Annotated in this window: 21 protein-coding genes and 1 pseudogene; 16 read left to right on the plus strand and 6 right to left on the minus strand. The window is 53.4% G+C overall.

The window, feature by feature from the left end; translation table 11 throughout:
* From ACTG33_RS03305 to ACTG33_RS03330, 6 genes and pseudogenes are all read left to right on the plus strand, one after another.
* Positions 1-410, plus strand: a pseudogene (locus ACTG33_RS03305) (allophanate hydrolase); the annotation flags it as partial.
* Between the two features lie 79 nt (positions 411-489).
* Entirely contained in the window at positions 490-1,344 is an 855-nt protein-coding gene (locus tag ACTG33_RS03310; RefSeq protein WP_439133759.1) for a DUF4392 domain-containing protein, read from the plus strand.
* Positions 1,345-1,401: 57 nt separating this feature from the next.
* Complete coding sequence (locus ACTG33_RS03315; RefSeq protein WP_439133760.1) at positions 1,402-2,289, plus strand: LysR family transcriptional regulator; 888 nt, start codon at positions 1,402-1,404, stop codon at positions 2,287-2,289.
* 250 nt (positions 2,290-2,539) lie between these two features.
* Entirely contained in the window at positions 2,540-3,397 is an 858-nt protein-coding gene (locus ACTG33_RS03320) for a D-amino acid aminotransferase (protein ID WP_439133761.1), read from the plus strand.
* 26 nt (positions 3,398-3,423) lie between these two features.
* On the plus strand, positions 3,424-4,545 hold the full coding sequence (gene alr / locus ACTG33_RS03325; RefSeq protein ID WP_439133762.1) for an alanine racemase: 1,122 nt from the start codon (positions 3,424-3,426) through the stop codon (positions 4,543-4,545).
* A gap of 130 nt (positions 4,546-4,675) precedes the next feature.
* Complete coding sequence (locus tag ACTG33_RS03330) at positions 4,676-4,960, plus strand: hypothetical protein (RefSeq protein ID WP_439133763.1); 285 nt, start codon at positions 4,676-4,678, stop codon at positions 4,958-4,960.
* 352 nt (positions 4,961-5,312) lie between these two features.
* Here ACTG33_RS03330 and ACTG33_RS03335 read toward each other — a convergent pair whose 3' ends face one another.
* On the minus strand, positions 5,313-5,450 hold the full coding sequence (locus ACTG33_RS03335) for a hypothetical protein (protein ID WP_439133764.1): 138 nt from the start codon (positions 5,448-5,450) through the stop codon (positions 5,313-5,315).
* Between the two features lie 399 nt (positions 5,451-5,849).
* Positions 5,850-7,367: a threonine ammonia-lyase, biosynthetic gene (gene ilvA, locus ACTG33_RS03340; protein ID WP_439133798.1), complete on the minus strand. Its 1,518-nt coding sequence runs from the start codon at positions 7,365-7,367 to the stop codon at positions 5,850-5,852.
* A 195-nt stretch (positions 7,368-7,562) separates the two neighbouring features.
* Here ilvA and rpiA point away from each other — a divergent pair, with 195 nt between their 5' ends.
* The 9 genes from rpiA (at position 7,563) to tatC (ending at position 13,944) form a co-directional block, all read left to right on the plus strand.
* Complete coding sequence (gene rpiA / locus ACTG33_RS03345; protein ID WP_439133765.1) at positions 7,563-8,234, plus strand: ribose-5-phosphate isomerase RpiA; 672 nt, start codon at positions 7,563-7,565, stop codon at positions 8,232-8,234.
* Between the two features lie 157 nt (positions 8,235-8,391).
* The gene (gene ubiE / locus ACTG33_RS03350; RefSeq protein ID WP_439133766.1) at positions 8,392-9,141 is read left to right on the plus strand and encodes a bifunctional demethylmenaquinone methyltransferase/2-methoxy-6-polyprenyl-1,4-benzoquinol methylase UbiE; all 750 of its coding nucleotides are present in this window, start codon (positions 8,392-8,394) and stop codon (positions 9,139-9,141) included.
* Positions 9,142-9,171: 30 nt separating this feature from the next.
* A complete protein-coding gene (locus ACTG33_RS03355; RefSeq protein WP_439133767.1) occupies positions 9,172-9,801 on the plus strand; it encodes a ubiquinone biosynthesis accessory factor UbiJ in 630 nt (209 codons plus the stop codon).
* 14 nt (positions 9,802-9,815) lie between these two features.
* The gene (ubiB, locus tag ACTG33_RS03360) at positions 9,816-11,453 is read left to right on the plus strand and encodes a ubiquinone biosynthesis regulatory protein kinase UbiB (protein WP_439133768.1); all 1,638 of its coding nucleotides are present in this window, start codon (positions 9,816-9,818) and stop codon (positions 11,451-11,453) included.
* Positions 11,454-11,547: 94 nt separating this feature from the next.
* Positions 11,548-11,937, plus strand: a complete 390-nt coding sequence (gene hisI / locus ACTG33_RS03365; protein WP_439133769.1) for a phosphoribosyl-AMP cyclohydrolase — start codon at positions 11,548-11,550, stop codon at positions 11,935-11,937.
* Complete coding sequence (locus tag ACTG33_RS03370; RefSeq protein ID WP_439133770.1) at positions 11,934-12,293, plus strand: phosphoribosyl-ATP diphosphatase; 360 nt, start codon at positions 11,934-11,936, stop codon at positions 12,291-12,293. Before hisI ends, ACTG33_RS03370 begins: the two co-directional genes overlap by 4 nt.
* 107 nt (positions 12,294-12,400) lie before the next feature.
* Positions 12,401-12,652, plus strand: coding sequence for a twin-arginine translocase TatA/TatE family subunit (tatA, locus tag ACTG33_RS03375; protein WP_439133771.1), 252 nt, complete (start codon positions 12,401-12,403; stop codon positions 12,650-12,652).
* Between the two features lie 6 nt (positions 12,653-12,658).
* Entirely contained in the window at positions 12,659-13,171 is a 513-nt protein-coding gene (gene tatB / locus ACTG33_RS03380) for a Sec-independent protein translocase protein TatB (RefSeq protein ID WP_439133772.1), read from the plus strand.
* A 17-nt stretch (positions 13,172-13,188) separates the two neighbouring features.
* Complete coding sequence (gene tatC, locus ACTG33_RS03385; protein ID WP_439133773.1) at positions 13,189-13,944, plus strand: twin-arginine translocase subunit TatC; 756 nt, start codon at positions 13,189-13,191, stop codon at positions 13,942-13,944.
* Between the two features lie 119 nt (positions 13,945-14,063).
* Here tatC and ACTG33_RS03390 read toward each other — a convergent pair whose 3' ends face one another.
* From ACTG33_RS03390 to ACTG33_RS03405, 4 genes are all read right to left on the minus strand, one after another.
* The gene (locus tag ACTG33_RS03390; RefSeq protein WP_439133774.1) at positions 14,064-15,188 is read right to left on the minus strand and encodes an HD domain-containing phosphohydrolase; all 1,125 of its coding nucleotides are present in this window, start codon (positions 15,186-15,188) and stop codon (positions 14,064-14,066) included.
* 62 nt (positions 15,189-15,250) lie between these two features.
* Positions 15,251-15,688: a D-aminoacyl-tRNA deacylase gene (gene dtd / locus ACTG33_RS03395; RefSeq protein ID WP_439133775.1), complete on the minus strand. Its 438-nt coding sequence runs from the start codon at positions 15,686-15,688 to the stop codon at positions 15,251-15,253.
* A 96-nt stretch (positions 15,689-15,784) separates the two neighbouring features.
* Entirely contained in the window at positions 15,785-16,756 is a 972-nt protein-coding gene (gene pip / locus ACTG33_RS03400) for a prolyl aminopeptidase (protein WP_439133776.1), read from the minus strand.
* A 26-nt stretch (positions 16,757-16,782) separates the two neighbouring features.
* Positions 16,783-17,406 (minus strand): hypothetical protein, encoded by a 624-nt coding sequence (locus tag ACTG33_RS03405; protein WP_439133777.1) that lies wholly within the window; start codon positions 17,404-17,406, stop codon positions 16,783-16,785.
* Positions 17,407-17,677: 271 nt separating this feature from the next.
* Between ACTG33_RS03405 and ACTG33_RS03410 the strand changes: the two genes are divergently transcribed.
* On the plus strand, positions 17,678-18,253 hold the full coding sequence (locus ACTG33_RS03410; RefSeq protein WP_439133778.1) for a DNA-3-methyladenine glycosylase I: 576 nt from the start codon (positions 17,678-17,680) through the stop codon (positions 18,251-18,253).
* Positions 18,254-18,264: the final 11 nt, after the last annotated feature.

Genomic DNA, 18,264 nt, shown 5'->3' on the forward strand with positions numbered 1-18,264 from the left:
TCACGTTGCGGGTTATCCCGGGCTATCAGCAAGACACCTTCAGTCCGGTGCAGCAGCGTCTGTTTTTCCACAACACGTTTGAAGTCAGCGATCGTTGCGACCGCATGGGCTATCGACTCACAGGGCCACAGGTAACATCCAACATTGAGGGTATTTTGTCCGAAGGCATTTGTCTGGGCGCGATACAGGTTCCCGCCGACGGCCAGCCAATTATTTTGATGAACGATCGGCAGACCATTGGCGGCTACCCGAAGCTGGGCTCGGTACTGTCACTGGATCTGGCCAAGCTGGCGCAACTGTTACCCGGCGGCAAGGTCAACTTTACCGCCATCAATATTCACGACGCCCACAATGCACTGCATTTGGCACACAGCCGGTTTAAGCGAGCGCAACTGACGCCGCTCGATTGAAGCGACCAAACCGCGTACACATAAAGCCGAGCTCACACCCACACACTGAGCCGGACTCAAACCCAAGCACTGAGACTGTATGAACCAGACCACAACCGACGAACAAACCCTGAGCCAGTCCATCGAAGACTTGTTGGTCGCTCGCAACCCGCGCGGCATGAAAGAAGCCCAGTGTGCGTTGACGCCGGGCTACTATCGACGGGCAGCCCGTTTGATGCGCGACATCAAAGGCACTGTATTGATCGGTACCGGTTTTCCTGTGGTCGACACCTTTGAAACCGATGGCCCGGTCGGCGCAATTGCTCTGTACAACGCGCTGGAGAAACTGGGAGCCCAGCCGGTGATTGTCTGCGGTCCGCCACTGTCCACGTCCATGGCCGATCAGTTTCGCGTGCACGAAATCAAAGTTGGCCCCCACAATCAGCGAGAGCAGGAAGCGCAGCAGGCGCTGCAACAACTGCAGCCGGAACTGATCATTTCCATTGAACGCCCCGGACAGGCAGCCGATGGCAACTACTACAATATGCGCGGAGAGGACATCAGTCCGCGCGCGGCCTGTTTCGATACATTTATGCAACAAGCCAGCTGCCCGACCATTGCCATTGGTGACGGCGGCAACGAAATCGGCATGGGGAACATTCAGGACGCGCTCAAAAATCTGGACATTGTTCCCGCAGCCACCACTTGCAGCGAACTGGTTATTGCCGATGTGTCCAACTGGGCGGCGCACGGACTGATTGCCCTTCTGGGCTGGTGGAAACAACAGGACTTACTGGCAGACATTGACCCGGAAGCCATTCTGCAATATTTATCGGAGCGAGGTAGCGTTGACGGCGTCACTCGCCTGAATACATTAACCGAGGATGGCATGCCCGCATCCGAAGGCATCAGTGTGATTCACGAACTGCGCAAGCTGACTGGATTTAACAACTGATGCGTCAACTCACCGGCTTTGCAAATTAAAACGCAACCTCTTACAAGAGCAACCAGTATGCGGATCAGAAACTTATCGACCTTTGTCAAAGTGGCTCAACTGGAAAGCTTTCACGCCGCGGCGCGCCAACTGCACGCCACTCAACCGGCTATTTCCGCCCGCATTGCGGCACTGGAAACCGAGCTGGGCGTGAAGCTGTTTATCCGCGATACCGGTGGTACACGCCTTACGTCACGTGGCCAGCAACTTCTGCCCTACGCCGAAAAGCTGGTTGCCATCAGCCGCGAGATGAAAAATCAGATCAGTGAAGACGTGCCCGAAACGGGCACCATCAAAATCGGCATCGCCGACACCATCGCTCACCTGTGGGTCGGACCGCTGCTCAGCCACTGGCACGAACAGTTTCCGCTGATTGAATTCGAAATTGCCGTGGACGTTTCCAGCCTGCTGCAAAAACAACTGGAAAACCACGAACTGGATCTGGCGTTGATGGTGGCCCGGGAGCACTCCCACACCACGGTCAGCCAACCACTGTGCAGCTATTCACAGTGCTGGGTTGCCTCTCCGGCGCTGTTCGAAACCCACCCCAGCCTGAGCGGAACCCTGGAGCTGGACCAACTGGCCCGCTTTCCAATTCTCAGTTTTCCCCGCGGCACCCACCCCTGGCAATACCTGCACGACCTGTTTGCCCCGATGAACGATCGACGCCCAATGCTGCACACCTGCAGCTCTGCCGAAAGCCTGTTAACCCTGGCCCGACAGGGACTGGGAATCACGCTGCTGCCTCGCCCTCTGGTAGAAGACCTGTTAAAGCAAGAACAACTGATGGAACTGGACACCACACAGGAAGCTCCGGAATTGAGCTTTTGTTGTAACTGGCGCACAGACGATGATCGCATCCTGCCAAGACTGCTGGCAGACAGCAGCCGGGACACCATCAACTAACGTCAGCAGTTGAAATCGACGACACCAAAATCTGCCGCCAGTCGTCATTAATAAGGTTAAAATCAGTGGATTCCACTAAAACCTGAGTTTTGGTAGTGGATTTCACCGAACCAGCGTATGAATAATCGATTTTACTCCGGGGCCTTATGATAAAGTTTGCCTTATTGATAAGCCTTATTAGTCAGTTGGCATCTAGCTCCACAAGGGGAAAGCAAGCCAGCCCCACCACCGATGTATAGAGAAAGAACCCATGAGTATTGTTTTTTTGAATGACGCGTTTATGCCAATGGAAGAGGCCAAAATCTCTCCCATGGATCGTGGCTTTTTGTTTGGCGATGGCATTTACGAAGTGATTCCATCTTATGATGGTCAGCTGGTGGGTTTCGCACCGCACATCGAGCGCATGAACAACGGCATGCAAGAAATTGGTATCGACTTCTCCTGGCCGCTGGAAAAGTGGCGTGAAGTCTGTGAAAACCTGATCGAAAAAAATGGCAACGGCAATCTGGGCATTTACCTTCACGTCAGCCGTGGTGCCGACACCAAACGTTTCCACGCTTATCCGGAAGGCGTTGCGCCAACCGTGTTTGCGTTCGCTTTTGAAATTCCCGCCGCTCCCGTTGCCGATAAGCAACAAGCCAAAGGCTACAAGGTCAGCACCACCCGCGATCTGCGCTGGGAACGCTGCCACATTAAATCCACGGCTCTGCTGGGCAATGTCATGCATTTCCAACAAGGCTATGCACAGGGCGCGAACGAAACTCTGCTGTTCAACGCCAACAATGAATTGACTGAAGCTTCCGCCTGCAACGCCTACATCGTGAAAGACGGTGTTGTGGCCACGCCACCACTGGACAATCAGATTCTGCCAGGCATCACCCGCTTTATGCTGCTCGACATCCTGAAAAAAGACGGCACCATTAAAATGGAAGAGCGCATTGTGACCATGGACGAAGTCTTCAATGCCGACGAAGTGTGGGTCACTTCTTCTTCCAAAGAAATTGCTCCCGTCATCGAAATTGATGGCAAGCCCGTGGGCAATGGCGAAGTGGGCGATGTGTGGCAAGCCGCACAAACGCTTTACAGTGCCGGCAAGCACAACTACTGATCGCAGGCTGAGAGTAAAAGACGCGTATGAGCCGTCCCGCCAAAGCCATCGTTGATCTGGCTGCTATTCGCCACAACTATCAACTGGCTCAAAAGTTAACGCCCAATGCGCAACCGCTGGGCGTTGTGAAAGCCAACGCTTATGGTCACGGCAGTGTGGCCGTCGCTAAAACTCTGGAGCCACTGGCTCCGATTCTGGCTGTTGCCTGTATCGAAGAAGCCATCGAATTGCGTCAGGCCGGAATCGTAAAACCGATTCTGCTTTTAGAAGGCGCGTTCGAAGCCGACGAAATCATCACCGCCAGCGAACAAAATTTCTGGTTGATGGCCAGCGGCATTGAGCAGGTTGAGATGATCGCCCAAGCCAAGCTCGACGCAACACAAGCCAACCTGGACGCAACACCGTCCAACGCACTGAACGTCTGGCTAAAAGCCGACACCGGCATGCACCGTTTAGGGCTCACCGGTGATCAGGTAAAACAGTCGTACGCCCGCCTTAAGGCTTTGCCGTTTGTGGCCGATGACATAGTTATCGCCACTCACTTTGCAGCCGCCGATGAACTGAACAGTGATTTTACTCAGCAACAGATTGATTGCTTTGCCTCTATGACAGAAGGCTTAACAGCCCCCGTCAGTCTGGCCAACTCAGCGGGCATTCTTGCGTGGCCACAAGCACACGGCAACTATACCCGCCCCGGTATTATGTTGTACGGATCGTCACCGTTCCCGGACGCGCAAGTGAATGCGGATAAATTGAAGACCGTTATGTCACTGGAGTCAGAAGTGATTGGTGTGCGTACCATCGAGGCGGGCGAAACCGTCGGTTACGGTCGCAGCTGGACAGCACAACGTCGCTCTACTATTGCCACCGTCGCCATCGGATACGGTGACGGTTATCCACGACAGATGCCCAACGGCACGCCGGTATTTATCAACGGCCAACGCGCCGAACTGGCCGGACGTGTTTCCATGGATATGATTACCGTGGATGTCACTGAAATCGGGACTGTTAATGTAGGCGACAATGTGGAATTATGGGGGCACAACATTCCACTTAATGACATTGCCAATTGTGTTGGCACCATCAGTTATGAACTGGTCACGCGTATGCCTTTACGCACACCGCGACTGTACATAAACGCAACCTGAAAACGTAAATACTGAATACGCTGTGTGATTTTTTATCGAAAGCCACGGTGTTCAGACACGAACCGCAAGCACTCAACAGGTAACCCCTGAATGTTTGCCAATGGGTCACAAGCCCAAAGCAGGAGTTTATATGTTGTACAAAGGTTATTTTTCTCTGGCTCACTGGTCTAATGCGGGCGAACAATTCTGGGTTCGCTACTGCGCTGTATTCCAGGCTGATTTTTTTCAAACCGGCGGCGCGGTGTTGCGTAAACTGGCTGCGAAAAAAATGCAGGAGCTCAATGCCGGTGGCATCAGTATTGAAGACATCGACGTTATCGCTGACAAAACAGCGGGCAACGCAGAGCAGATTGATTGCGTTGGAATATATTCCCGCGCAGACAGCGGCAACGAGCGCATCGAATTCCGCATCTAATCTCCCGAGCTTCATGCTCATCCGGGGCGACTGACTGAATCCTTCGCTCACGCCCCTGACCTTTGCACCGCTCACCGGTTGTGCATCTTTTGCCTGCCGGAAGCTTTGGCGCACCATTACACATCAAAAAAACAAATCCTCTACGCCACCGTTTCCCCGATACCGTTAGATTTTTTCACGAATTGAAGTGCTGTCAGGCAAGAGTGAAATACAGCGGCGCTACTGAGTGTGAACTGAAGAATCGTTGTGCAAGAGCAGGAAAACAGGTGTGAAGAAGCGTAATCGAGCGGGATTTCAGGAAACCTAAATAAGAAGATATCAACGCCAACGTCCCTATTGGCGCCAACTGGCATTAACTTTGTGTAATGCCTTGCTGCAGTGCGGACGGCATTTGCTGATCATCGGCAAAGGCTTCACCCAAGTCCAGGGAGCTGCCTAACACACCGAGAACAAACACCACCACTGCGATCGTAAGTACATCAACTTTCATTTAAAACCCCCTAAGGCCCTTCTTATTATGTTGTTGTCTAGAGCGAAGAGAGCAAGTTTTATACCGAATAAACATTAAAACGCCAAGCCTTTCACTACAATTGGTTCTGAGAGTTGTATTTTATGAGAAATACGTCCTTCAACAAGAGGCTTGGCATTCAGTTGAGACGCAGCTCACAGAGTGAGTGAGCACTTACAGAGGAGAAGTTGGCGTATTATGCCTTTTTATCTAATTCAGCACCCGGCAGACCAAAATTCCGACATAAGAAAAAGTAATTGATCCGGCACGCAGTGGCAGCCCCAAAAAGGGGCGGCGGCTGTAGATCCTCATCCAGGAAGTACTCTTTCACTTCTGAAGTACTCTTTCACTTCTGAAAGAACCGCCTGGAGAAAGCACTGCCTAGCCCAGGAAGAACTGATAAGCCTCGTTTTGCGTCTCATCCCAGTAGGGATAACCCAGCTCACTAAGAAACTTATCGACCTGTTTGTGTTCTTCTTTAGGCACCTGCATACCGACCAGTACCCGACCGTAGGCAGAGCCGTGGTTGCGATAGTGGAACATGGAGATATTCCAGCGCCCGGCCAGCTGCGAAAGAAAGTTAAACAAGGCACCGGGACGCTCCGGGAACTCAAACCGGTAGACTTTTTCGTTGTCCACTTGCGGAGCGTGTCCACCTACCATATGGCGGATGTGCATCTTGGCCACATCGTTATCGGTCATATCGACCACTTCGTAACCCTTATCCACCAGCCCCTGTACCAGATCTTTGCGATCCTCCTGATCCGGGGAGACCTGCACACCGACAAAAATCCGCGCTTCGCGGTCATCGGCGTAACGGTAGTTAAACTCTGAGATATTGCGGCTTTTGCCCAGATCCCGGCAGAAGGTCTTGTAGGAACCCGCTTTTTCCGGAATCGTTACCGCCAGAATGGCTTCACGTTTCTCACCGATCTCGGTGCGCTCAGAAATGTAGCGCAGACGATCGAAGTTGGTGTTGGCACCACTGGTGATCGCAACAAGCGTCTGATTTTCCACGCCCTGCTCCGCCACGTACTTCTTCAGACCTGCCAATGCCAGCGCGCCGGCGGGCTCGGTGATAGAGCGGGTATCTTCAAACACGTCCTTGATCGCCGCGCAGATCTCGTCCGTGGACGCCGTGATCACGCCGTCGATGGTGTCTTTAAGCACCCGGTAGGTCTCTTTGCCGATCTGGGCCACAGCGACACCATCCGCAAAAATACCTACCTGCGACAGTTTCACCCGACGCTTGTTCTCCATCGCGGCTTTCAGACAGGCCGCATCTTCCGGCTCCACCGCAAACACCTTCACATCCGGACGCACAAACTTGATATACGCCGCCACGCCTGCGCACAGACCACCACCGCCCACAGGGACAAACACGGCATCGATATGCGCCGGATGCTGACGCAGAATCTCCAGCGCTACCGTACCCTGACCCGCAATTACGTCAGGATCGTCGTAGGGGTGGATATAGGTCATGCCTTTTTCTTTCACCAGCATCTGCGCGTGAGCGGACGCCTCATCGTAGGTATCGCCGTGCAGCACCAGCTTGGCACCGCGGGCTTTTACGGCGTTCACTTTAATAGCCGGCGTGGTGCGCGGCATGACGATGGTGGCCTTCACCCCCATTTTTGCCGCCGACAAGGCCAGTCCCTGAGCGTGATTGCCCGCTGAAGCGCAAATCACCCCCGCATCCAGTTGCTCTTTCGACAACTGACGCAGCTTGTTGTAAGCCCCGCGAATTTTGAAAGAAAACACCGGTTGCAGGTCTTCACGCTTAAACAACACGTTATTTTTCAAACGGGTCGACATGTAACCTGCGTGATCCAAAGGTGTCTCAACGGCTACGTCATAGATACGTGCGTCGAGGATTCGCTTGATGTAAGACTGGGGCATGGTGAAACTCATTCCGGTCGGTCGTGAAAAATCAGATGGCAAACTGAAACGGGCCGAAACCTCGACAGGCTCCGGCGAATCAAAGGGGGACATAGTAAATCATTGACCCAGAAACGGCTATCGACGCAACCGCTGTCACCGTATAATAGGCCGCAAATCTTCCCTCTTTCACCGAAACGCACAGAAGACCAAGCCATGACCCAAGACGAACTCAAAAAAGCCGTTGCCAAAGCCGCTGTCGATTACATCCAGCCAAAACTCGATATCGACAGTATTGTCGGCGTGGGCACCGGCTCTACCGCCAACTTCTTTATCGACTATCTGGCCGAAATCCAAGGCAGCTTTGACGGCGCTGTGGCCAGCTCCGAAGCATCTGCCGAGCGACTGAAATCCCACGGGATTCCGGTGTACGATCTCAACAATGCCGACTCTCTGGTGGTCTACGTCGATGGTGCCGATGAAACCAACCCGGCTCTGGAGTTGATCAAAGGCGGCGGCGCCGCTCTGACTCGTGAAAAAATCGTAGCGGCAGTCGCCGATGAATTTGTCTGTATTGCTGACGGCAGCAAGTGGGTCGACACTCTGGGGAGCTTCCCGCTGCCGGTGGAAGTGATTCCCATGGCTCGCTCCCACGTGGCTCGTGAGCTGGTCAAACTGGGCGGCGACCCGGTCTACCGCGAAAACTGCATCACCGATAACGGCAACGTCATCCTCGACGTCTACAACATGGCAATCCACCTCCCCACCGAGATGGAGACGGCCATCAACCAGATCGTCGGTGTAGTCACTAACGGCCTGTTCGCCTGTCGTCCGGCCGATGTGTTGCTGATTGGTCGCGAATCCGGTGTCGAAACTGTTCGCGCCTGAGCCGGCATCTTAACCCGTCTGACAGACCGGCCATGGATGGCCACTGAACACCTCAAACCGCAACCTATAGCTCAGCGCACTACCTAGCCCATTACCTATAGCGAGCCTCACAGGGTACAATGACCCGGCCCCACGTCATCGAACAAGCGAAGAGACCATGAGCGAGAAAAAAACCACCCATTTTGGCTTTCAGGAAGTTCCGGTGGACGAGAAAGCCGGTCGCGTAGCCGATGTATTCCACTCGGTTGCCGCCAAGTACGACCTGATGAACGATCTCATGTCCGGCGGAGTTCACCGTCTGTGGAAACGCTTCACCATCGAATTGTCCGGTGTGCGCCGCGGCCACAAAGTGCTCGACATTGCCGGCGGGACCGGCGACCTCAGCTATAAGTTTTCCAAGCTGGTAGGCCCCGAGGGTCTGGTGGTTCTGGCTGATATCAACGAATCCATGCTGCGGGTGGGTCGCGACCGCCTCACAGACCGCGGCGTTGCGGGCAACCTGGTGGTCAGTCAGGCGGACGCTCAATATTTGCCGTTTCCGGACAACACCTTTGATTGCATCACCATCGCCTTCGGTCTGCGCAATGTGACGGACAAGGATCTGGCGCTGCGCTCCATGCTGCGAGTCCTGAAGCCCGGTGGCCGCCTGCTGGTGCTGGAGTTTTCCAAACCCCAGAGCGATCTGCTGACCAAAGCCTACGACACCTACTCGTTCAAACTGCTGCCGTTTATGGGCAAGCTGGTCACCAACGATGCCGACAGCTACGCGTATCTGGCGGAATCCATCCGTATGCATCCGGATCAGCAAACGCTGAAAACCATGATGGCGGACGCCGGCTTTGCCAACTGCGAGTTCCACAATATGACCGGTGGTATTGTCGCGCTGCACAAAGGCACCAAACCTTAACCACGCCCCGAACACAGGAATCACACGGTTATGGTCGACCCCACACTCAGCGCTGCGGCCACCGCCTCACTGGAGGCTGCGATCAATAAAGCGCTGCGCTACGATCCGGCTTCCCGCCTGCGTTGTCAGGCCCTGGCCGGCAAAAGCCTGGCGATCGAAATCGCTCTTGCCGGAAAGCACTTTCCCCTGTGTTGCCACTTCGAGGAAGACGGCATCCGTATATCGGCCAATATCGACGATCCGACCACCTGTTTACGCGGTTCACTGCCAGGCTTACTGGTGCTGGCCACCAGCGAGCGGGTCAATCTGGCTGAAGCGAATGTCGAAGCCTGGGGCAACACCGCACTGCTGGCGGACATCAAAAGCATCGCCAGCGATCTGGATCTCGACTGGGAAGAAGCCATCAACGAGTGGCTGGGAGATGTAGCGGGTCATCAGCTGGCAGAGAAAGCCCGCAGTCAGTTTCGCTGGATCAAAGAGCGCGGCCAGAGCGGTAAACGGCTGATGAGTGAATTTCTGACCGAAGAGTTGCGCGCGATTCCTTCCGCTGCCGAATTGCAGCACTTTAACGATCAAGTGGATGCCCTGCGGCTGGCCAGTGACCGACTGCTGGCTCGCTTCGAACGTCTGCGTTCATCTTCTACCAAGTCAAAAGCATAAGGATTTCCCCCCACGTGGTTGCCCTGTTCCGATTTTTGAGAATCCTCATCACCGCTCTGCGCTACCGACTGGATGAGCTGCTGCCACGCCACCGGCTGCCCTGGGCTCTGGCGCTGTTACTGAAACTCTTGGCCCTGATCCTGCCAGCCAGCTCGCAGACTCGCGGCCAGCGCCTGCGGCATTTCTTTGAAGATCTGGGGCCCGTGTTTATCAAGTTTGGGCAGGTGCTCTCCACGCGTCCGGACCTGATTGCTCCCGATATTGTGGAAGAACTGGACCACCTGCAGGACAACGTCGCCCCGTTTGATAACGACCAGTGCCGGGACATTATTGAGAAAGCCCTGGGCAAACCCGTGGGCGAGCTGTTCGACGACTTTGATCCCGAACCCCTGGCCTCCGCCTCGGTGGCCCAGGTGCACACGGCCAAATTGAAAGAATCCGGGCAGGACATCGTCATCAAGGTCATCCGCCCCGGTATCGAAACCACCATCGAAAAAGACATCACTCTGATGTACCTGCTGGCGAAACTGGTGCAGCGTTTTGCCACCGACGGCCAGCGCCTGCGGCCAGTGGAAGTGGTGGAAGAGTACGAACACACCATTTTCGACGAACTGAATCTACAGCGGGAAGCCGCCAACGCCTCGCAGCTGCGCCGCAACTTTGCCAACTCCCCCATGCTCTATGTGCCGGAAATTTTCTGGGATTACACCCGCGCCAACGTGATGGTGATGGAACGTATCTACGGCATTCCGGTGACCGACATGAACGCGCTGGCCGAACAGAATACCAATATGAAAATGCTGGCCGAACGCGGCGTTGAAATTTTCTTCACTCAGGTGTTCGAGCACAACTTCTTCCACGCCGACATGCACCCGGGCAACATCTTTGTCTCCCGCGAGCATCCCCAGCGGCCGCAGTACATCGCCGTGGATATGGCCATTGTTGGCTCGCTGACTCAGGCCGACCAGTACTATATGGCGCGCAATCTGCTGGCCATCTTCCGCCGCGACTACCGCCTTGTCGCCGAACTCCACGTACAGAGCGGCTGGGTGCCGGAAGATACCCCGGTGAACGAGTTTGAGGCCGCCATTCGTACCGTCTGTGAACCGATTTTTGAAAAGCCCCTGCGGGAGATCTCCTTCGGACAGATCGTTATTACGCTGTTCCAAACCGCTCGTCGCTTTGACATGGAAGTGCAGCCGCAACTGGTCCTACTGCAAAAAACCCTGCTCAATATCGAAGGATTGGGGCGCCAACTCTATCCCGATCTGGACCTGTGGCAGACCGCCCACCCCTATATGGAACGCTGGATGCAGGAGCGCTTCAATCCTCGCAGCCTGTGGCAACAGCTCAAGCGCTATGGCCCCGAATTGATGGAGCAGGCGCCACAAATGCCTCACAAGCTCTCCGCTGCGCTGGATCAGGTCCAGCAGCTGGGCGAACTCACGCCCAAGCTGGAACGGGCCACCGAGCTCATCAATCGTCAGAAAGCCAACGCCGGACGAACCCGCCGTCGACTATTGATTGGTGTATTGGCAGGCTTTGGCGCAGTCGCCACAGCACTGCCGGCTGCCGGCGTTAATTTGAGTGCCATTCCCACCTACAGCTGGGTGCTGGTGGCTATCGCTGGCTGGGCCTGGGTCAGCCAGTAACCACCTTGCTGGCGGTTGTATGGTGAATATCCAAAGACGGCGGGATAGGTTAGAATCGGCGACCTGATACGTTATTTGTAAGGTGAAAACACACGTGACCGACAAGGCCTTTCTCGACAGCATCAAGTGGACCGACGACGGTCTGGTGCCCGCCATCGCTCAAGATGCCAAAAGCGGCCGCATTCTGATGATGGCGTGGATGAACCGCGAATCCCTACAACTCACCGCCGATGAAGGCCGCGCTGTATACTGGTCCCGCTCGCGCCAACAGTTGTGGCGCAAAGGTGAAAGCTCAGGCCACACTCAGATAGTCAGTGAAATCCGTCTGGACTGCGACGAAGACGTGATTGTCCTGCAAGTGGAACAATTGGGCGGCATGGCCTGTCATACCGGCAGAGAATCCTGCTTTTATCGCGTGCTGAAAGATGGACAGTGGGTCGCCGTTGACCCGGTATTGAAAGACCCCAAAGAGATCTACGCATGAGTGTCACAAATGATTTACGCAACACGGATATACTGACCGAATTGTGCCGCATTCTTGAAGAGCGCAAAACCGCCGGAGACGACAGCAAGTCTTACGTCGCCAGCCTGCATCAGAAAGGGCTCAACAAAATTCTGGAAAAGGTCGGCGAAGAAGCGGTTGAGACGGTGTTAGCGGCCAAAGACGCACAAACCAGCGGTGACAACCGCGAGGTGATCTACGAAACGGCAGATCTGTGGTTTCACTCACTGGTGATGCTCTCTCATCTGGGTGAAGACGCCTCAGCGGTATTGAATGAACTGGCTCGTCGATTTGATATGTCCGGCCTGGAAGAAAAAGCGTCTCGCAACAAACACTGATCAATAAAAACAATTGAAGCGGCTCCAGCAAGCCATCACGCAAACGAGTTTGCTTCACACACTTTTGATTAACGTACAATTCTTGTACATCGACTTGGAGTAACCCTATGGGTATCGGTGGAATTAGTATTTGGCAGCTGTTGATTATCCTGGCCATTGTTTTCATGTTGTTCGGCACCAAACGCCTGCGCAACCTCGGCGGCGATCTCGGCGGCGCGATCAAGGGCTTCAAAAAAGCCATGGGCGATGAAGATAAAAAAGCCGAAGAAGAAGCTGAAGCAGGCAAGGTCGAAAACAAAAGTGGGGATGCCGAGAAAGTCGTTAACGGCGAATCCGAAAAAGTCGACAGTAACAAGTAAGCTGACGTGTTTGATATCGGTTTTTTCGAGCTTCTTGTCATCGGTGTCGTTGGCCTGCTGGTCATCGGCCCTGAACGCCTGCCCGAAACCCTGCGCACCCTGGGTTTGTGGTGGGGGCGACTGAAGCGCGGCATCCAAAACACACGCACCGAGTTTGAACAACAAATCGGTGCTGATGATATTCGTCGTCAACTGCACAATGAAGACATTATGCAGCGCCTGAATTCTTCCAAAGATGCAATCGCCCGCGCCGTCGGTGAGAACGTCGATGATATCCAGGGCAGTATGAAAGACGTCGAAAACAGCCTGAAAGATGTGTCCGACTCGCTGAGTGATCTGGATAACGCCAGTGACACGACGCCAAGTAAGACCGGTGAAGCAGATCACAAGATTGGCAGCGACATTCCCGCTGACGACACTCCGGCAGCAGACACCCCTAATAACACCACAGAAAGTTCTATTTCTGCTGAGCCGCAGGAAGGTGCCCAACGCAAACCTTCAGACAGCGGCCGTCACTGAGACTTCGTAATAAACTTATGAACGACAATCCTTCCAACGATCAGGAAATGACACTGGTTCAGCATCTGGTAGAACTGCGTGATCGGGTGCTGCGAATTGTTCTGTTTATCCTCGTCATCTTTTGTGGCCTGTTTTACTTTGCCAATGACATCTACACCTTTGTCTCTGAGCCTCTGCAAAACCTGCTCCCCGAAAACAGCACCATGATTGCCACCGAAGTGGCTTCCCCCTTTCTAACGCCGTTTAAGCTGACCTTTTTCCTGGCGCTGTTTTTATCGATGCCGTTTGTGCTTTACCAAATCTGGTCATTTATCTCACCAGCTCTCTACCACCAAGAAAGACGGCTGGCCGTTCCCATTCTGATTTCCAGCATACTGTTATTCTACGCCGGAATGGCGTTTGCGTATTTCGTCGTCTTTCCGCTGATTTTTGGCTTTTTTACCAGCGTCGGCCCGACCAACGTCACCGTCATGACCGACATCAGCAGCTATCTGGACTTTGTACTCAAGCTGTTTTTTGCTTTCGGACTGGCGTTTGAGATCCCCATCGCCGCCGTAATTCTGATTGTCGCTGGCGTGATCTCGCCGGAGGGACTGGCACAAAAACGTCCTTACATTATCGTCGGCTGTTTTGTGTTTGGTATGCTGCTGACCCCGCCGGACATTATGTCCCAGTCGTTACTGGCACTGCCGATGTGGCTGTTGTTTGAGGTGGGACTATTATTCGGACGCATACTCAGTCGCGCGCCCAAAGAATCCAGGCTTGAAGATTAAACCCGGAGAACGGATCCACTGGTTCTCCCCTTTTGCTGAAGTTCTCTCTCAGTGAAAATCAACTCTGTAGATCATGCCTGTCAAATACGGTCGTACAAATAACCCGCCGGGGATTCACCTCAATGCATGACCGTAATATCTGGAAACCGATAGCGTAATGAGACCACCCGATCCAGTACCCGCACAAACGCCTCTACTACAGCTGGATCGAACTGAGTCCCGCTGTGGGCATGCAGATAGTCCATCGCTTCTTTAACACTCCAGGCTTTTTTGTAGGGACGCTCTGAAGTTAGGGCATCAAACACATCACAAACACTGACAATGCGAGTGTACAGAGGAATTTCTTCCCCTTTCAGGCCACTGGGATAACCCTTGCCATCCCAGCGCTCGTGATGAGTTCTGGCGATTTCAGCGGCAGCCTGCATCAACTCGGAATCATAACCGCTGAGAATTTCTGCCCCCACTTCCGAATGAGTCTTCATCGTCTCCCATTCTTGTGTGTTCAGAATACCGGGCTTTAGCAATACCTCGTCAGGAATGGCAATCTTGCCAATATCGTGCATGGGACTGGCTCGCAGGATAAGTTCACACTGCTCATCATCCAGCCCCAGCTCCTTGCCCAGTAGCGCACAGCTTTGACTCATACGAATCACGTGCATACCGGTCTCATTATCACGGTACTCAGCGGCCTTACCCAGGCACTCAATCACTTTACTCTGCGCCTCATAAAGCTGCTGGGTGCGCTCCTGAACACGCTCTTCCAACTCTTCGTTCTGGTCTTTTAATGCCTTGTGCAGTAAACGAGATTCCATAATGTTGCGTACACGCAGTGCCACTTCAGTGCGATCAAAAGGCTTGCCAATAAAATCCTTGGCGCCTGCGGATAAACACTGATTGCGGGTTTCATCACTGTGATCGGCCGTCAGCATCACCACCGGCAAGTACTCATCCGGAAACGACTCCCGCAGTTTTGCCAAAACCTGCAGGCCATTCATGGTTGGCATGTGCACATCCAAAAGCACCAGGTCGTAAGGGTCATCACCGTACATCTCGACCACTTTTACCGGTTTACAGGTCACATCGATTTGCGTGTAACCTTCGTGACGCAGAATTTTCTCCATCAGCGCGGTGTTCACAGGATTGTCGTCCACAATTAGGATTCGTCCCTCAAGGACCTCCGTAATTTCCGGTGCATCCGGTATCAACTGCTCATTCCCTTCTGTATTCAAATATGACTGCCCCACAGTATAGACCTTAAGCTTTTCTGAAGAATTTTCGATGAATTTTCTGCCACCCTGTTTGGGGGCTAGGTTTCCAGTAAAAACGTCACCGGACCATCATTGAGCAACTCTATTTTCATATCCGCAGCAAAAATGCCCGTGGCCACATCATCGTGGCGAGCTTTAAGCTGCTCAACAAACTGATTGTAAAGCTCTTGAGCCAATTCCGGGGCCGCTGCCGTGGAGAACCCAGGGCGCATCCCCTTGCGGGTATCCGCAGCCAAAGTGAATTGGGAAACCACCAGAATCCCGCCCTCGATATCCGATACGCTCAAATTCATTTTGCCATCGTCGTCCGGGAATATCCGATAGTTCACTAACTTGTGAATCATCTTCTCCACAGACGCCGGCGTGTCGTCTCGCTCTACACCCAACAACAACAATATGCCTCGGGAAATATTACCGACGCTTTCCCCTTCGACTTCGACACTGGCCCGGCTGACCCTCTGAATTAATCCCCGCACACTCACGCTCCCGCACGTTCAAAAATGACGTATTGTACAGATATAGAGTGCACTGAGTACGGGTTTCATCGCTCAGCAAGGTATCAGGCATACACATCAAGCGAGTGTTGGGTTGTCCTCGGAAAACCGTCTGGCCATCGCCCGTGTGGCACGTATTAATGCATCCACAATACTGGCTTCACAGGAAGCGTGTCCGGCATCACGGACAATATGCAATTCGGAATCGTGCCAGACATGATGCAGCGCCAACGCATTGTCCAGAGGACAGATCATATCGTAACGACCATGCACGATGATACCCGGAATTCCCTCCAACTGTGCTGCCTGCCGGAGAACCTGGTTCTCTTCCAGAAACCCGCGATTGCAAAAATAAAACGCTTCAATACGCGCCAGCGCTAGCGCGGTATGGGGATCCGAAAAGGCATCGTGTAAATCGGGGTTTGGCCTCAAGGTAGCACAGCGCGCCTCCCACAAAGACCAGGCCTTGGCACAGGACATTTTCGCCAGCTCGTTATCGCCAGTGAGACGCTGATAGTACGCCTCAACCAGGTTGTCCCTCTCTTCGTCGGGAACCGGGTGCAGAAAATCCTCCCAGTAATCCGGGAAAATCAAACTCGCTCCGCGACGGTAAAACCAGTCAATATCCTGCTCGCGACACAAAAAGATCCCCCGCAGGATCATACCCATCACCCGCGTCGGATGGGTCTGTGCATAAACCAGACTTAAGGTCGATCCCCAGGATCCACCAAACAGTACCCATCGCTCGATGCCCAAGTACTGCCGTATGGTTTCGATATCCTCCACCAGTGTCTGTGTATTGTTGTTCTCCAGTGACGCATGAGGCGTCGAGCGACCGGCTCCGCGCTGATCAAACAGAATAATGCGGTAGCGAGCCGGATCAAAAAAACTGCGATCCTGTTTATGGCTGCCCGCGCCCGGGCCACCGTGCACAAAGAGCACCGGAATTCCCTCTGGATTGCCGGACTGTTCAACATAGAGAGAGTGACCGCGGTCGACGGGCAACATCTGGGTTTGATACGGTTTGATTTCGGGATAATGGATATGCATAACCGTCCTCTGAGCACTCGGCTCAATTATTGGGTTCCGCCACGCATGATGACCTCCCCCATTCCGGTGACAGCGTCAAAGACAACATAAACCCAGGTCGACTCGCCGGTTTTGTGCCACAGAATGGGTAAATTCTCTTGCCTGAGCGCGTCAAAATGATCCGGTTTAATCACCACAAAGTCACCCGTGCTTTCGAAGTACCGGCTAACCTCTGAATATTCCGGCAGGTCTTTCGTGGTTCGCGAAAAGGCACTGCGCAGGGCTTTTTTTACATAGTAGGACATCAACTGCCCCAGCTGTGGTTCATAAATCAATGCCGGCAAATGATCTATCAGGCGTCCCTGATAGCGATAGACTTCATTGCCATCGGCCTGAGTGACCGTAAGCCGAACACCCGCCTCACTGCAGGGCCCACCGCCCACCAAAATGGTTAATGTATCTGGCGCCTCGGCATCCGTGAAACTTATCAGCCGAGACCTCTCAACTTTGCAAGGCGCCAGCGCATCGACCTGCTCTTCCGGTATCGAGGCCTTGCTTGTATTTTCAGGAGCAGCGTCCGTCAAACCCGACTCCTGCCCCGTGGCTGCAATGGCTATCAGCGACAGGAGAATGGCGCAAAAAGCTACCGGCAGATGTATTTTTATACGCATAGTAACAACCCGTGACGGTGGACCCTGTTATAAAGCCAACTAACCTGTATTCGTTCCTGTCTTAGTTAGAACGGGTTTGTACTAATAACTTGGGTATAATGAGTGTAGACCAATCCGGTTTCCCGGGAGATAAGGCAACCCGGCCGCCAAACGCAAGATCGCGAACAAGGACAGCCGATACGACCAAACAACATGAACCGTGTTTGGTTTATTATGCAGCCCTCCATTCGGGATTCAATGACCGAGTTCTCTTTACAGGAAAGACTGATTCATGAGTGAAAAGCGCTGTGACTGGTGTCGAGGCAATCCATTGTATGAGAAGTACCACGATGAAGAATGGGGAGTCCCCTGCTATGACGATCTGACTCTGTTTGAGTTTCTGCTACTGGAAGGTGCTCAGGCCGGGCTTTCCTGGATTACTGTTCTGAAAAAGCGCGAGGGCTATCGCAAAGCCTTCGATCAGTTTAACCCGGAAAAAATTGCCCGCTACAGCGACAAGAAAATTGAAAAGCTTCTGTTAAACCCGGACATTATTCGCAACCGTTTAAAGGTTCAAAGTGCGGTGAAGAATGCCCAGGCATTTCTGCGTATTGCAGAAAACCAATCAAGCTTTAGCGATTATCTCTGGCAATTTGTCGACGGAACACCGATTCAGAACAAGTTTAAAACTCTGAGCGATGTCCCTGCTTCAACCCCGGTTTCGGACCTCATGAGCAAAACCTTAAAAAAAGACGGCTTTTCTTTTGTCGGCAGTACGATCTGCTACGCACACATGCAAGCAACGGGTATGGTAAATGATCACCTGATTAGCTGCCCAAGGCATGCTGACGTGAAACACAGCGTTTAAAAGTAATCGGA

This window comes from Pseudomaricurvus sp., from assembly GCF_965662505.1.
GTDB lineage: Bacteria > Pseudomonadota > Gammaproteobacteria > Pseudomonadales > Cellvibrionaceae > Pseudomaricurvus.